General features: G+C 41.6%; 14 protein-coding genes. 12 read left to right on the top strand and 2 right to left on the bottom strand.

All coding sequences use genetic code 11. The annotated features are described in order from the left end of the window. Positions 1-239 precede the first annotated feature (239 nt). The 3 genes from EAH55_RS17125 to EAH55_RS17115 all read left to right on the top strand — a co-directional run bounded on the left by EAH55_RS17125 (position 240) and on the right by EAH55_RS17115 (position 5115). Complete coding sequence (locus tag EAH55_RS17125; RefSeq protein ID WP_121810706.1) at positions 240-1436, top strand: alpha/beta hydrolase; 1197 nt, start codon at positions 240-242, stop codon at positions 1434-1436. 220 nt (positions 1437-1656) lie between these two features. Then, positions 1657-3552, top strand: a complete 1896-nt coding sequence (locus EAH55_RS17120; protein WP_121810705.1) for a RecQ family ATP-dependent DNA helicase — start codon at positions 1657-1659, stop codon at positions 3550-3552. 963 nt (positions 3553-4515) lie between these two features. Beyond that, positions 4516-5115 (top strand): GIN domain-containing protein, encoded by a 600-nt coding sequence (locus EAH55_RS17115; protein ID WP_121810704.1) that lies wholly within the window; start codon positions 4516-4518, stop codon positions 5113-5115. Positions 5116-5196: 81 nt separating this feature from the next. On the opposite strand, the gene EAH55_RS17110 is transcribed toward EAH55_RS17115, so the two are convergent. After that, on the bottom strand, positions 5197-5808 hold the full coding sequence (locus tag EAH55_RS17110; protein WP_121810703.1) for a TolB-like translocation protein: 612 nt from the start codon (positions 5806-5808) through the stop codon (positions 5197-5199). Positions 5809-6184: 376 nt separating this feature from the next. On the opposite strand from EAH55_RS17110, the gene EAH55_RS17105 reads away from it, so the two are divergent. The 8 genes from EAH55_RS17105 to EAH55_RS17070 all read left to right on the top strand — a co-directional run bounded on the left by EAH55_RS17105 (position 6185) and on the right by EAH55_RS17070 (position 12332). Then, positions 6185-6775 (top strand): TetR/AcrR family transcriptional regulator, encoded by a 591-nt coding sequence (locus EAH55_RS17105; protein WP_121810702.1) that lies wholly within the window; start codon positions 6185-6187, stop codon positions 6773-6775. Positions 6776-6915: 140 nt separating this feature from the next. After that, positions 6916-7770: an oxidoreductase gene (locus EAH55_RS17100; protein ID WP_121810701.1), complete on the top strand. Its 855-nt coding sequence runs from the start codon at positions 6916-6918 to the stop codon at positions 7768-7770. A gap of 38 nt (positions 7771-7808) precedes the next feature. Next, positions 7809-8552, top strand: a complete 744-nt coding sequence (locus EAH55_RS17095; RefSeq protein ID WP_121810700.1) for an SDR family oxidoreductase — start codon at positions 7809-7811, stop codon at positions 8550-8552. Positions 8553-8696: 144 nt separating this feature from the next. Further along, a complete protein-coding gene (locus tag EAH55_RS17090; protein ID WP_121810930.1) occupies positions 8697-9038 on the top strand; it encodes an ArsR/SmtB family transcription factor in 342 nt (113 codons plus the stop codon). Beyond that, positions 9019-9483 (top strand): SRPBCC family protein, encoded by a 465-nt coding sequence (locus tag EAH55_RS17085; RefSeq protein ID WP_121810699.1) that lies wholly within the window; start codon positions 9019-9021, stop codon positions 9481-9483. Before EAH55_RS17090 ends, EAH55_RS17085 begins: the two co-directional genes overlap by 20 nt. Positions 9484-9807: 324 nt before the next feature. Next, on the top strand, positions 9808-10416 hold the full coding sequence (locus EAH55_RS17080) for a GIN domain-containing protein (protein WP_112574029.1): 609 nt from the start codon (positions 9808-9810) through the stop codon (positions 10414-10416). Between the two features lie 116 nt (positions 10417-10532). Then, on the top strand, positions 10533-11255 hold the full coding sequence (locus tag EAH55_RS17075; protein ID WP_121810698.1) for a head GIN domain-containing protein: 723 nt from the start codon (positions 10533-10535) through the stop codon (positions 11253-11255). A gap of 93 nt (positions 11256-11348) precedes the next feature. Further along, the gene (locus EAH55_RS17070) at positions 11349-12332 is read left to right on the top strand and encodes a c-type cytochrome (protein ID WP_121810697.1); all 984 of its coding nucleotides are present in this window, start codon (positions 11349-11351) and stop codon (positions 12330-12332) included. Positions 12333-12403: 71 nt separating this feature from the next. On the opposite strand, the gene EAH55_RS30985 is transcribed toward EAH55_RS17070, so the two are convergent. Then, positions 12404-12679 carry a hypothetical protein gene (locus EAH55_RS30985; protein ID WP_162996923.1) on the bottom strand — a complete coding sequence of 92 codons (276 nt, stop codon included), beginning with the start codon at positions 12677-12679 and terminating at the stop codon, positions 12404-12406. 131 nt (positions 12680-12810) lie between these two features. On the opposite strand from EAH55_RS30985, the gene tig reads away from it, so the two are divergent. Further along, the gene (gene tig, locus EAH55_RS17065; RefSeq protein WP_112574026.1) at positions 12811-14169 is read left to right on the top strand and encodes a trigger factor; all 1359 of its coding nucleotides are present in this window, start codon (positions 12811-12813) and stop codon (positions 14167-14169) included. Positions 14170-14223 lie beyond the last annotated feature (54 nt).

Genomic DNA, 14223 nt, shown 5'->3' with positions numbered 1-14223 from the left:
TGGTTTATTATTGTGGCCGAAACAGCATGCGACTAATTTACATTTACAAATATCAAATGCAAATTTTATATAAAAGATAATTTTAAAGCGTTTAATTAAGGCTTTTTTAACTTGAAAGAAATATTAAAATTTATCGAAATGGCAGAGAAAAATTATTGTTTTTATGCGAAATTTGGATTTAAACCCATATTTGAGAAATAAGTAAGTGTCAAGTTTACACAATAGCTGATTTTACTTTTATGCAATCAATTTCCGGGAACGTTCCCGGTAACGTTACCGATTTTAACCGTTTTATGATGTTGAAAAAAATAATTTTCTGCGCGTTTTTGCTTTTTGGCCAAAATTTTTTGCTCTTTAGCCAGGTGAAAATATCTTTTTTTACCGGCAATATTCAGGCTTCAAAAAGCCCCCTGGAACACCTGTTTTTGGCAGGTGATTTTAATGGCTGGAACCCTGCTGATAAAGGTTGGGAACTGGTTAAAAACGAGGGTGGAAATTATGCATTAAGCAAAGAATTGCCCGCTGGGATAATTCACTTTAAAATTACCCGTGGCAGCTGGAACACAGTTGAATGCGACGCTACGGGTAAGTCAATTGATAACCGGAGCCTGGTGATAAAAGGCGATACCAATGTAAAACTCGATATAGCGGGCTGGCAGGATAGCTTTGCTCCGGCTGAAAAAAAACACACCGCCACAGCCCGTGTACACATCATTAACGAAAACTTTGAAATGCCTCAATTAGGCAGAGAGCGCCGCGTTTGGATTTACTTACCAGCCGGGTATGATACAGGTAGTAAAAAATACCCTGTAATTTATATGCACGACGGTCAAAACCTTTTTGACGAATACACCTCAAGTTATGGTGAATGGGGGATAGATGAGCTCATGGATAAAATGCCCGAACAGGAAGAAAGCATCATAGTTGGTATTGACCATGGCGGCGATTACCGTTTGACAGAGTATAATCCATACGATTCAAAATATGGCAAGGGCAGGGGGGATGATTATGTGCAATTTTTGGTTAAAACCCTTAAGCCATATATCGATGCACATTATCGCACCGAAAGTGATGCCACGCATACAACAATAGCAGGCAGTTCAATGGGGGGACTTATTTCCATGTATGCCTTGCTGAAATATCCGGAAGTATTTGGAAATGCCGGTGTGTTTTCGCCTGCGTTTTGGAATGCTCCACAACTGTTTGACCTGGCTAAACAGGTTAAGATAAGCACAAAAAGCCGTTTTTATTTTGTTTGCGGGGATGCGGAAAGCGATACAATGGTTCCTGATATGCAAAAGATGGCTGATTTGGTAAAGTCAAGAGGGATAAAACCTGAAAATGCGCCCGTTACGGTAATTAAAGGAGCGTCGCACAATGAAAAGCAATGGAATGGCGACTGGCCGGGGTTTTATAAATGGTTGATAGGGTTTTGAATAAATTGCATCTCCGCGCGTCATTGCGAGGCATGAAGCAATCGCGAACTATACAGAGCGGCTCTGCTTATTGGGGATTATTAATAATGATAATTTGTTTTTAATAGGTAGTAATGATCTCCCCTCAGTCGGTTGTCTTCGTGCCTCGCAATGGCGGATAATTCGGTCTCTCACCCAATCTTTCCCTTAAATTTAATAGTTTTGAGGTCAGTGTATGCCCATGACTATCGAAGAAATATTAAAACAGTACTGGAACCATGATACTTTCAGGCCAATGCAGGCCGAGATCATCCAATCTGTTTTATTAGGTAACGATACGTTGGCTTTGTTGCCTACCGGTGGTGGTAAATCCGTTTGTTTTCAGGTGCCCGCACTGGCCAAAGAGGGGATATGCATCGTGGTATCGCCATTGATTGCCCTTATGAAAGACCAGGTTGAAAACCTGCGGGCCAAGGGGATCAATGCTATTTCAATCGTGTCGGGCATGGGGCGTAGGGAGATTGATCTGGCGCTGGATAATTGCATCTACGGTTCGGTAAAGTTTCTGTACCTGTCGCCCGAGCGCCTGCTGAGCGAACTGGTGCGTGAGCGGGTTAAATACATGAAAGTAAACCTCTTCGCTATTGATGAGGCGCATTGTATCTCGCAATGGGGCTATGATTTCAGGCCGCCGTACCTGCACATTGCTGATCTGCGGGAACTGCATCCTAACGTACCCGTTCTTGCGCTCACCGCCACGGCTACTGCCGATGTAAAGGCCGATATCCAGGAAAAGCTAAAATTCAAAAACCCGGTAGTTTACCAGCAAAGTTTTGAAAGGAGCAATATCAGCTATGTGGTACAATACGAGGAAGATAAGTTTCGTAAAATGCTGGATGTTGTACGCGGCGTTAAGGGCAGCGGCATAGTATATGTACGCAGCCGGAAAGAAACCTTTGAGATAGCAAAGTTTTTGAGCGATAACGGTATAAGGGCCGATTATTACAACGCCGGTCTTTCGGTTGATCAGCGTGCGGAAAAGCAGGAAGCCTGGAAAAATAACCGGGTGCAGGTTATTGTGGCCACCAATGCCTTTGGTATGGGGATAGATAAGCCTGATGTAAGGTTTGTGATCCATAAAGATATTCCGGAAAGTTTGGAGGCTTATTACCAGGAAGCCGGTCGGGGAGGGCGTGACGGTAATAAAGCATTTGGAGTATTGCTGTACAACCCTGCTGATAAGCTTAAACAGGAAAAAATGTTTGAGCTTAACTTTCCATCCATCGATGAGATTAAACAGGTGTACCATCACCTGGCCAATTATTTCCAGCTGGCTTATGAGGCGGGTGAGGGATTAAGTTTTGATCTTGATCTTGGCGAGTTTTGCAGTCGCTACAAGCTTGATGCTATTAAAACGCTCAATGCCTTAAAGTTTCTGGAGCGCGATGAATACCTGGCATTTAACGAAAGCGTGTTTTTGCCCTCACGTTTTCAGTTTGAGGTGGTTAACGAACAGTTATATAACTTCCAGATCCAGAATGCAGGTTGGGACCCATTTGTCAAAACCCTGCTACGTTCATACGGTGGCGCGTTTGAAAATTATGTGCGTATCAAGGAGTTTGATATTGCAAGGCGTACCGGCTTAAGCGTTCAGCAGGTTATTGAGGGGATGTTACAATTGCAGCAATATGGCTTGCTAAGCTATATGCCACAAACCGATAAGCCTCAGGTTACTTATTTAAAACCACGGGTACAGGGTAGCCACCTCATCATCGACAGGAAATATATTGAACAACGCAAGGAAGTTTACCGTCAAAAAATGGAAGCTGTTTTTGCTTACGCTATTCATAAACGATGCCGAAGCCAGATGCTGCTGGCTTATTTTGATGAAACCGACAGCCGCAAATGCGGTGTTTGCGATGTTTGCCTTGAGGAAAAGCGTAAGATAAACCAGGACGAGATCTTTGATAATATCACTACAGAGATTGTACAATTACTCAGCATTTCAAATCCCGACATCGGTAGCCTGATAACTGGTATCAACATAGGCACCGAAAAAGAAAAGATGGAAACCATTCGCCTGCTGCTCGACGCAGGAAAGATCAAGACCGATGGCGAAGCTTATTATTTGAGTTGATGGTTTTTATAGCCCGGGTTTGACAGAGGGCGTGATTCTGCTCTACAGCGACACATTATTTGTTAAAAGTCCGTTTTTCGCAGCAGGTCAGCTTCAGGTGAAAACGAACAGAACATGTGGGGAATGTGCGGCTGCAGGGGCATAGCAAGTTTTTGCAGAAGCCATGGGAGCATGTGACTTGGGGCAAAATAATTGCAGCCTGTGGTTCTGTTCGTTTTGCAGGGCAATGGCAGTGTGGCGGGTTGGAGGGTAGGGCGTGCGCAAAGAAGCCTTTCTGCTGCAAGCCTTTTTGGGTACTTTTGTGGCGACAAAAGTACCTGGCCCTGCGCGGCCAAGAGCGCGACAATGTAAGTTCATCACAACAATAATAGTTACCGGCCCCTCAGAGATTATTAATAATTATAATTTTTTTTCATGTATTAATGAGTTCCTTTCGGTCGGTTATCTTGGTTTCTTGTAATGATTTTATTTTAAGTTATTGATTATCAAGTGTATTTTTACCTGACATGTAATGTTAATTTGGGCGTTGCCTGCGGCCCGGGCTTTCCGTTGCAAGTCCTCGCTTTTCCAACCCACATCCCTACACACGCTGTGGGCTTTACACTGCAATCCCTAACGCGGGTCTACGCTCCATAACTGCAAAACCAAAAACGACACATTCTTATTTTATATGTCATCACAACTTTTTTAAGGGCTGCCTTGGTAATTACTCGCAATAATGTGGAGTAGATGTCATTTCACTTTCACAGATCCCGGTTTTTCTATTCAGCATGACAACGATATAATCAATCCCTCTTAATTTCATACCTTATTTCACCGGAGAAAATCACCGGCTTACCGATAAAAACCTGCACTCCAGCTAATTGAGCCAAAACCGCTGTAACGTTTTTTATTTGAGATCGTCATATCTGTGTATTCAATGAAATAAAATAATAATCACTTGACAATCAAAATATTAATACCATGAAAACTACATCAATCGCCATCGCTACCGTATTGTTTATGGTACTTGGCTTCGCAAACATCGCATCAGCAAATACAGTAAAAAATGATGCAGCCGTTGTTTTAACTGATATCAGCAAAATCAACAAAATTGAAGTTTACGGCAACGTTGAACTTTACATATCAAGCGGCCCGGCCGACCAGGTAAAGGTTTACAACCGCTATTATTCTGAAAACGCGCTGGTTCAATCACAAAAAGGCGTATTGCGCATTTCATCATATAAAAATGAAAAATTGGTAGTTTGGGTAACTGCAAACCAATTGAGCGCAATTAGTGCTTACGATAATGCCGATATCAAATCATTCGGCAGCTTTTCAGGCATCGACCTTGATGTTAAACTAAACAATAACGCATCTGCAAGCCTTGATCTGGATACTTATAGTGCCAGTATCACCCTAAGCGGTAACGCCAAAGCCGAGCTTAAAGGTAACACCAACGAATATAGCTTAACCCGCAATGTAACTTCAAACGTTAACAGCAACGGCCTGGCATACGCTCACGCTACCGAGACTTTGAACAAAGAAACCAAACCAAGGGTTGATGAATTTGCCACTTTATAACAGCCATTTTTTTGAGTCAATTATATATAGTGTAGCCGCCCCGAAAGGGGCGGCTTTTTTGTGGGGGATCAACTATGGATATTAATAAGCAACCTCCACACTAACGCCATTAGCGCCCTGGCTTCTGATTTGACGCAGGTTGGTTCCATCTATATTGCATGAATACAGATAGTACAAAATTGAAGCTGGCGGTATTGTATGTGCCGAAAAAAATATTGTTTTGTGATCCGGAGATATCCTGATATTATCCGGAGCAATCACAATACCTGTTGGCATAGTGATATTGATTTTTTGCGGGTTGGAGCCATCAAAATTTGATGTCCATATAGCATTTGCCGGTTCGGTGGCGCCGGTCACGCCGTACAGCAATTTTCCGACTTGAGTAGCGGCATTAGCCGATATTTTACCGGTTGCATCTACAGAAATTGTTGTTCCGTCGGGGATTACACCGCCCAGTTTTGTTGTTGTAGCTGCTTGTAAGGTATAAGAATTGGGAGCTGATATTTTACCGGTTGCATCTACGGAAATTGTTGTTCCGTCGGGGATCACACCGCCCAATTTTGTTGTTGTTGCCGGTTGTAATGTATAAGAAGGTGTTTGTGAATTGGCTATTTTGGTGCAACTCATTTGAAAGATTGAAATTGCGATAGAAAATGCCATCAGCGCGGCGGCGCTTAAAAGTAATTTTTTCATGAAATTGTGATTAGATAATGTTGGTTTTTGTTTAGATATAATTAAGTAGGATATACGCTTATTGTGATAATCTGTCAGACAGATCTTTCAACAATTGATGCATTACACTATTGTTTGTAGTTTAACAGGTTTCGTTCTGTTGAGCAGCAATAATAATTCGTGATGATATTTACCGGTAATCTGAATTGTGGTATTGACCATAAGTGAGAAGGCGCGTGGTTTAGGCGAGACGAAAATAATAAATCGGTTAAAACATCACAAGCTTAATTGTAACAGTAAACACGTTGCTCAATGTTCATCTCATTGTCATCAATAAAAATATAATTTTCATTTTCGACTTTTTGGTCTATTTTTGATTCGTCAAACAAAAACAACAATGGGCAAAGCAGAAAGAACCAGGCAATTCATTATCGAGACGGCAGCGCCGATCTTTAATGAAAAAGGTATAGCCGGTACTACCATTGATGATATCCTGGCCGCTACAAAAATGGCTAAGGGAGGCCTTTATGGGCACTTTGAAAGCAAGGACGAAATTGCGAGTGTGATGGTTAATTACCTGCTCGATAAGTTAAGCGATAAGGTAAATACTGTTATGGCTAAGGAAAAAACAGCCATTAAAAAAATTTTCGCTTTTATTGATATCTATAAAGATCCTATTGATTCATACATAGATGGCGGCTGTCCGATACTTAATTTTGGCGTTGAGGCTGACGATAACAATCCCATGCTTAAACAGAGGCTCAAAACAATGATTGAGGAAGGGCAGAAGGTTTTTGTGGAGATCATAAACAAGGGTGTTGCGGATGGTGAAATATCTCCCGAAATAAACGCCGCGGATTACGCGCTCAAGATGTTTACACTACTGGAAGGTGGGATGCTGGTATCAAGAGTTACCGGAAGTGGTAAATATATGAACAGCCTTGTGCGCATGCTCAAAAACGAATTAAAGGAGTACGAACTAAAATAATTTTTTTTTGATTTAAAATAGACTTTTTGGTCGTTTTTAATCAAGGTAAAAGAAATAAAAGACAATAACCGGAAACGGTATTTTTAAAAGTATAAAATCGACTAAAAAGTCTAAAATATAAAATCAATAAAACAAACATCATGAAAACTCAAAAAGTAATATTAGTAACCGGTGCTTCAAAAGGCTTTGGTTTAGAGATAGCAAAAACAGCATTGGCCGCAGGTGATAAAGTAATAGCTACGGTAAGGAGCAAAGCAGATCAGCTGGCTGTTACATTAAGTAACAACCCTAACCTGTTGGTGGTAACAATGGACGTAACTAACGAAGCACAGGTTAAAGCCGCTGTTGCCGAAGGTTTGCTACGTTTTGGCAAAATTGACGTAGTGATCAACAATGCTGGCTATGGTATCGTAACCGCCATTGAAGAAGCTACCGATGCCGAAGTAAAAGCACAATATGAAACCAACGTATTTGGCTTACTAAATGTATTACGTGTAGTACTGCCTCATTTACGTGCGCAAAGATCTGGCCATATTATCAACGTTTCTTCATTATTTGGCTTTGATGCCATCCCGGGCTGGGCTTTGTATGGTTCAACCAAGTTTGCGGTTGAAGGGATTTCAAAAGGCCTTGCTGCAGAGCTTGCTCCACTCAATATTAAAGTAACGGTAGTTGAACCGGGTTTGTTCAGCACCGAGTTCCTGAGCGCGGAATCATATAGTGCTGCAAAAAATATTATTGCCGATTATACCGAAACCGTTGGTCCGATGAGAACGGGTGCCGATCAGTTACACGGTAACCAGCCCGGCGATCCAAAGAAACTGGCTAAGGTTGTAGTTGATCTCGCTCATAACGAAAACCCTCCGTTACACCTGCCTATCGGTAAAGATGCCGTTGGTATGTATAAAGCCAATGCCGAAAAAACAAGCAAAGAAATTGATCAATGGATAGCAGTATCAACCAGTACCGATCATGATCACGTTGCTGCAAAATAATCAAACACAATTCACTCAACATTAAAATAGAAAATATCATGTCAACTAAAAAAATAGCTTTAATAACAGGCGCAAATCGCGGTATAGGTTTTGAAACCGCTAAACAATTAGGCGAAAAAGGCGTGGCCGTAATAGTGGCTGCCCGTAAACTGAGTGCCGCTGAAGAAACCGCGGCTCAATTAACCGAACAAGGAATTGAAGCATATGGCGTTCAACTGGATGTTACCAATGCCGACGAAAGAAAAGCGGTTGCCGCTTACATCGAAAACAAATTTGGCAAACTGGATATCCTGGTAAATAATGCTGGTGTTGGGCCTAAAGATGATGATCTTTTTGTTAAAAAGACCGTTGCTACAACTGCCGATGAATTTGAATATATCTTTAATACCAACCTGTTCAGCATTGTATATCTTACTAATGAGCTGCTTCCTTTGCTTAAAAAGAGTGAGGCTGGCCGTATCGTTAACTTGTCGAGCATATTGGGGTCAATAACTATACATGCTACTGAAGGCAGCCCGATAGCAGATTTCAAACGTTTGTCGTATTCAGCGTCAAAAGCTGCTTTGAATGTATTCACAGTGTTATTGGCCGATGAATTAAAAGGTACTAAGATCAAAGTAAACTCGGCACATCCGGGTTGGGTACAAACAGAGTTGGGTAGTATTGAACACGCCCCTATGAGTGTTCCTGACGGTGCCAAAACCAGCGTTGAACTATCGCTTATTGGTGAAGACGGCCCTAACGGCAGGTTCATCCACCTTGGCGAAGAACTTCCATGGTAAATTGAACTGACCTCAATTGTTTTCTGGAGCGTCGTTGCCTTTAATAAGGTAGCGGCGTTTTTTGTTTTCTGTTGGATTATTTTTTCAAAATACTTGCGCAAGTAAATGCTTGCATTTATATTGCAAGCAAATGCTTGCTTAATTATGAAAGCCAGAAGAGACGTTTACCAGGCGATTGCCGATCCAACCCGAAGAGCCATCATTAATATGATTGCCACCCAGCCCCACAATGTGAACACCATAGCCTCAAACTTTGATGTTACACGCCAGGCCATATCCTTGCATATCCAGATTCTGGCCGATTGCGGTTTGATTAATGTGAAACAGCAGGGGCGCGACCGGATCTGCGAGGCCCGGCTTGATCAGCTTAGCGAGATCTCGGCCTGGGTTGATCAATACCGTCAGCATTGGGAAAGTAAATTAGACAGCCTTGAGAAATATGTAGTACAACTAAAAAACGAGAGAAATGGAAAACAATCAAAGTAACACCACCGATCGCGAATTGCGCTTAACACGAACCTTAGATGCCCCGGTTGAGCTGGTATGGGAAGTTTGGACCCAGCCCGAACATATTGCCCAATGGTGGGGGCCTAACGGCTTTACCAATACCATCAGCAAAATGGAAATTGAACCGGAAGGGGAGTGGGACCTGGTGATGCATGGCCCCGACGGTACCGATTATAAGAACAAAAGTGTGTTTAAGGAAGTTGTTCCCCTTAAAAAGATTGTGTACGAGCATGTGAGCAGTCCGAAGTTTGTTGCTACCATTGAGTTTGAAGAGCAAGGCGAACAAACATTTTTGAGTTGGCATATGCTTTTTGAATCACATGAACAGTTTGTACAGGTGGTAAAAACATTTAAAGCCGATGACGGCTTAAAGCAAAACATCGAAAAGCTGAACCAATATTTAAAGGACTTGAGCAAGCGATAATCTTGATCTGACTGATATTGTTTTTTACCTTATAAAGCGCTATTGCCCAATAGCGCTTTTTGTTTTTTATCGACAAATCACATCTGCACATTCGAAATCTGCACATCTGTAATCCCTACTTCCGTCTGCACATCCACAATCTGCACATTTTAAATCTAAAATTCTTCCGCTTTTCACCGATATAAATCCGCTGTTCGCCGACTAAAACCTGCTGTACATCTAATTTGCCCGAAACCCCTGTAACGTTTTAAAAATGGGGGCGTCTTATGAGTGTATTAAATGAAATAGAAACACAAATAATTGACAATCAAAATATTAATCATCATGAAAACTACAATATTAACAATCGCAACCTCTTTAGTTTTAGCACTTGGAGTAACAACCGCAGCCAACGCAGCAACCAAAATAGATAACGGCGCAGCCGTAGTTTTAAACAACGTAAGCAAAATCAACAAGATCGAAGTTCGCGGTAACGTTGAAGTATATGTATCAGCTGGCGAAAACGAAAATGTTAAAGTTTACAACAAATATTATTCAGAAAGCGCCCTTGTGCAAAACAACAACGGTACCTTACGCATCACCTCATATAAAAACGAAAAACTGGTAGTTTGGGTAACTGCCAATGACCTTAAAGCTATCGATGCTTATGATAATGCCGAAGTTAAATCATTCGGAAAGCTCGCCGCCCTTGATTTGAACGTTAACCTTTACAATAATGCATCTGCTAAATTAAATGTTGAAGCTTACGCTGCTACCGTAAACGTTAATGACAAAGCTAAAGCCGAGTTTACCGGTACTGCCGATGTTTACACCCTGAACCACACCAAAGAATCATTTGTAAACAACAATGCATTTGCCGCAGTAAGCTTCACCGATAAAGTAACAAACGCTCCTGCTAAATACACCGTTGAAAACGAGTTTGCAGGTCTTTAATCCCTTACTTTTGCAAAAGTCTATCATATATTCAAAAGCTATCACCTAAAATGTGGTAGCTTTTTTTAATTTTGATGTAACACTAAACCGCCATTCGGCGTCATAACAACCAAACTATGAAAAATTACCTTTCTACCTTCACTATAGCAGGCGCATTTATATCTACAGCCATATTATCATCATGTAATTACAGGTGCGTACACGGTTCGGGAAACCAAACTACCGAAAAACGCAAAGCCGAAGATTTTAAAAAAGTTGAAATTTCAGGCGCGTTTAAAGTTCACCTGAAACAGGACAGCTCATTAACCATCGACATTAAAGCCGACGATAACCTGATCAAATACATCTCAACATCGGTTGAAAGCGGCACGTTACATATCAAATCAAAAAAGAATTTCTGCGATCCCGGAGATATGGTGATCAATATTGGCGTAAAAAACCTTGAAGAAATCCAGGCTGCAGGCGCGGTTGAAGTTAATTCGGACGGTAAGCTGAATGCTAAGGATTTCAAGCTTGATCTTTCAGGCGCTACCAAGATAACCCTTGATATTAACGCGGCCAATGTATCAACTGAGGGTAGCGGCGCTACTGAAGTTAGGCTTACAGGCCAGGCTGCATCGCATAAAATTGACTTGAGTGGTGCCGGTAAAATTGAGGCATTTGATTTTGTTGTGGGCGATTACGATATCGAAACTTCTGGTATTGGCCATTGCAAGATCAACGTACTTAAAACCCTTAACGTGCATACCAGCGGCGCATCCGAAATTCAATATAAAGGTTCTCCATCTACCGTTAATAACGATAAATCGGGAGCTTCATCTATCAAAAAAGTTGACTGATCGACCTTATAAAAAGTAAAGTATAACAAAGGGGCCGGGATCTAACTAATTCGCGGCCCCTTTGATTTATTAACCTCCTATCACTAATTAAAAATGAAAAAGTTTTTAAAATGGACAGCCTATGCAGTTATAGTACTTGTCCTGATTGCCATTGCCGGCGTATCGTACATTACGCTGGCCCTGCCCAACGTGGGCCGACCCGAAGCCATTAAAGTTGACGCTACACCGCAGCGCATTGCCCGCGGTAAGTATCTTGCCAACAACGTTACCCTGTGTATGGATTGCCATTCGGCCCGTAACTGGAGCACATTTGCCGCTCCCGCCGACTCGGCTATTTTAGGTTCCGGAGGCGAAAAGTTTGATGCCTCTGCGGGGTTCCCGGGTACGGTGTATTCGCCCAATATTACCCCTTTAAATTTAAGCAACTGGACGGATGGAGAGATTTTCAGGGCGATGACTACGGGAGTTAAAAAAGACGGCTCGGCTATATTCCCGATAATGCCCTGGCCATACTACGCGAAGATGGATAGGGAAGATCTTTATGCTATAATCGCTTACCTGCGTACCTTAAAACCTACCGGGAAAAATTATCCGGGCCATCAGCTCGATTTTCCGCTCAATATCATTGTACACACCATGCCGCAAAAGGCAGCCTTGAGCAATATTCCTAATCCGGCAGATACCATTAAATATGGGGCGTATTTGCTCAATGCCGCGGCCTGTAAAGAATGTCATACGCAAGCCGATAAAGGTAAGTTGAACGAGGCTATGGCTTTTGCCGGTGGGCAGGGTTATATTGTGCCGGGAGGCAGCAAAGTGTTTTCCGCTAATATTACGCCCGACAAGGAAACCGGCATAGGCAACTGGACAAAGGAGCAGTTTGTTAGCAGTTTCACTCAATACGCCAACGGAAAAGTACAGCCAACACCGGTAAAACCGGGCGATTTTCAAACCATTATGCCCTGGTGGAAATACGCGGGTATGAAAACATCCGATCTGGAAGCGATTTACGCTTATTTAAAAACAATAAAGCCCATTAGCAACCACGTAGTGAAATTTGAAAGAAATAGGAATTAGAGGTTGGAGATTGGAGATCAGAGGTTAGTTTGGTTTAAACTGCCGTTTTTATGGCAGAGGTGCTGGCCGCGTTAGGGATTGAAGCGTAAAGCCCACAGCGAGGGTTGGGATGGTGGGCTGGGAAGGCGAGGACTTGTAGCGCAAAGTCCGGCCCGTCGGCTGACGGGAACGCCCATAATATTGTCTGAACTTGAATTTATTGAATTAAAGAATTTACCAGAATGCCTGGCGACTGTTTGAAGCTGATTTTCGATCAATTCTAAAAATTCCTTTAATTCAGGTTCAGACAAATTATACGCCATTATTATGCGGATCCCTGCAAATAATTTGTTTAAAAGCAGTTTCATTTTCCTCGAAAACAATATAAAATCAACAGCAAATTAAAAATAAATTCATACTTTTGCGCCTCGAATTTTGTATAGCACCAATTAGGTTTTAGGCTATATTTCAAAGGATTAAATTAAATACCCGGTAAAAGATGAATATTACACAGGAAAAAATTAATGACCTGAGCGCAGTTGTTAAAATTAACATCAACCCTGAAGATTATCAGCCACGTGTTGAAAAAGCTATAAAGGAAAATGCTAAAAAAGCAAAACTTCCTGGTTTCCGCCCGGGCATGGTGCCTGCAGCGCACATCAAAAAAATGTACGGCAAAAGCATCCTTGTTGACGAGATCAACAACCTGTTACAAGATACTTTAAATAACTACATCGACGAGCAAAAACTGGCCGTATTAGGTCAACCGCTTCCCGCTCTTGATGATAACAAAGAATACAACTGGGATTTTGCCGATAACTTTGAGTTTAGCTATGAATTAGGCTTAGCTCCTGAGTTCAGCATCGACTTTTCATCAGCAGATAAATTAACGCAATACGTTATCAAAATTGATGACGAAACATTGGCTTCACGTATCAAAAATATCCGTCGTAGCTATGGCAAAATGACAAATCCTGACGTATCGGCAGACGATGACGTTCTTTACAGCGATTTGGTTCAACTTTCTGCTGATGGTAGTGTTTTTGAGGATGGAATTACCAATACAGCGTCTGTACGTTTAGATCAGATCAAAGATGAGGCTATCAAAGCTTCATTGATCGGTTTGAAAAAAGGCGACGTTGTTACGTTTGATATCCGTAAAGCTTTTGATAACGATGCAGCAAAAATTGCAGGTTTATTAAAAATTGAAGAGGATGACGCAGCTGATTTAAGAGGCGACTTCCAGTTAACTGTTAAAAACGTTAACCGTTTAGAAGAAAGCGATCTTAACCAGGAGTTCTTTGACAAATTATTTGGTGAAGGTACAGTAACTACCGAAGAGGAATTCAGGACTAAAATTACTGAAGAGCTTGAAAGCATGATGGTACAGGATTCTGACCGCAAATTGCAGGACGATATGTACAAATTAGCTATCGCTAAAGTTGATTTTGCACTTCCAGATGAATTCCTGAAACGTTGGTTAAAAGCAACTAACGAAAAGTTAAGCGACGAGGAATTAGAAGGTGGTTACAATGATTTTGCTCAAAACCTGAAATGGACTTTGATCGAAAACAAGATCATTACTGATAACACTATCGAAATTAAATACGAAGATGTGTTTGAATTAGCTAAGATCCGTTTAGATCAACAGTTCAGGATGTACAGCCCAACCCCGATCCCTGAAGATCAGTTAGGTCAGTACACTGTTCAGTACCTGCAAAATAAAGACAACGCTAACAAAATATTTGAAGAGGTAAAAGCATTAAAGGTATTTGACTATATCAAAAATGTGATCACTTTAGATAAGCAGGATATCCTTTACACTGATTTCAGTGCATTGGTTACCGCAGCTCAGTAAGCAATTTTGAATCGCCCTTGTTAGGGTAGGTTTTATAATATATTCACCAAAAGC

Origin of the sequence: Mucilaginibacter kameinonensis, assembly GCF_003675385.1 — a bacterium.
In the GTDB taxonomy this organism is placed as follows: domain Bacteria; phylum Bacteroidota; class Bacteroidia; order Sphingobacteriales; family Sphingobacteriaceae; genus Mucilaginibacter; species Mucilaginibacter kameinonensis.
The sequence above is the reverse complement of the archived record's forward strand: the minus strand, read 5'-3'. Positions and strand labels throughout refer to the sequence as shown.

Coding starts and splice junctions, on each gene's coding strand:
- EAH55_RS17125 (WP_121810706.1), top strand. CDS start 240: ATGCAATCAATTTCCGGGAACGTTCCCGGTAACGTTACCGATTTTAAC.
- EAH55_RS17120 (WP_121810705.1), top strand. CDS start 1,657: ATGACTATCGAAGAAATATTAAAACAGTACTGGAACCATGATACTTTC.
- EAH55_RS17115 (WP_121810704.1), top strand. CDS start 4,516: ATGAAAACTACATCAATCGCCATCGCTACCGTATTGTTTATGGTACTT.
- EAH55_RS17110 (WP_121810703.1), bottom strand. CDS start 5,808: ATGAAAAAATTACTTTTAAGCGCCGCCGCGCTGATGGCATTTTCTATC.
- EAH55_RS17105 (WP_121810702.1), top strand. CDS start 6,185: ATGGGCAAAGCAGAAAGAACCAGGCAATTCATTATCGAGACGGCAGCG.
- EAH55_RS17100 (WP_121810701.1), top strand. CDS start 6,916: ATGAAAACTCAAAAAGTAATATTAGTAACCGGTGCTTCAAAAGGCTTT.
- EAH55_RS17095 (WP_121810700.1), top strand. CDS start 7,809: ATGTCAACTAAAAAAATAGCTTTAATAACAGGCGCAAATCGCGGTATA.
- EAH55_RS17090 (WP_121810930.1), top strand. CDS start 8,697: ATGAAAGCCAGAAGAGACGTTTACCAGGCGATTGCCGATCCAACCCGA.
- EAH55_RS17085 (WP_121810699.1), top strand. CDS start 9,019: ATGGAAAACAATCAAAGTAACACCACCGATCGCGAATTGCGCTTAACA.
- EAH55_RS17080 (WP_112574029.1), top strand. CDS start 9,808: ATGAAAACTACAATATTAACAATCGCAACCTCTTTAGTTTTAGCACTT.
- EAH55_RS17075 (WP_121810698.1), top strand. CDS start 10,533: ATGAAAAATTACCTTTCTACCTTCACTATAGCAGGCGCATTTATATCT.
- EAH55_RS17070 (WP_121810697.1), top strand. CDS start 11,349: ATGAAAAAGTTTTTAAAATGGACAGCCTATGCAGTTATAGTACTTGTC.
- EAH55_RS30985 (WP_162996923.1), bottom strand. CDS start 12,679: ATGAAACTGCTTTTAAACAAATTATTTGCAGGGATCCGCATAATAATG.
- tig (WP_112574026.1), top strand. CDS start 12,811: ATGAATATTACACAGGAAAAAATTAATGACCTGAGCGCAGTTGTTAAA.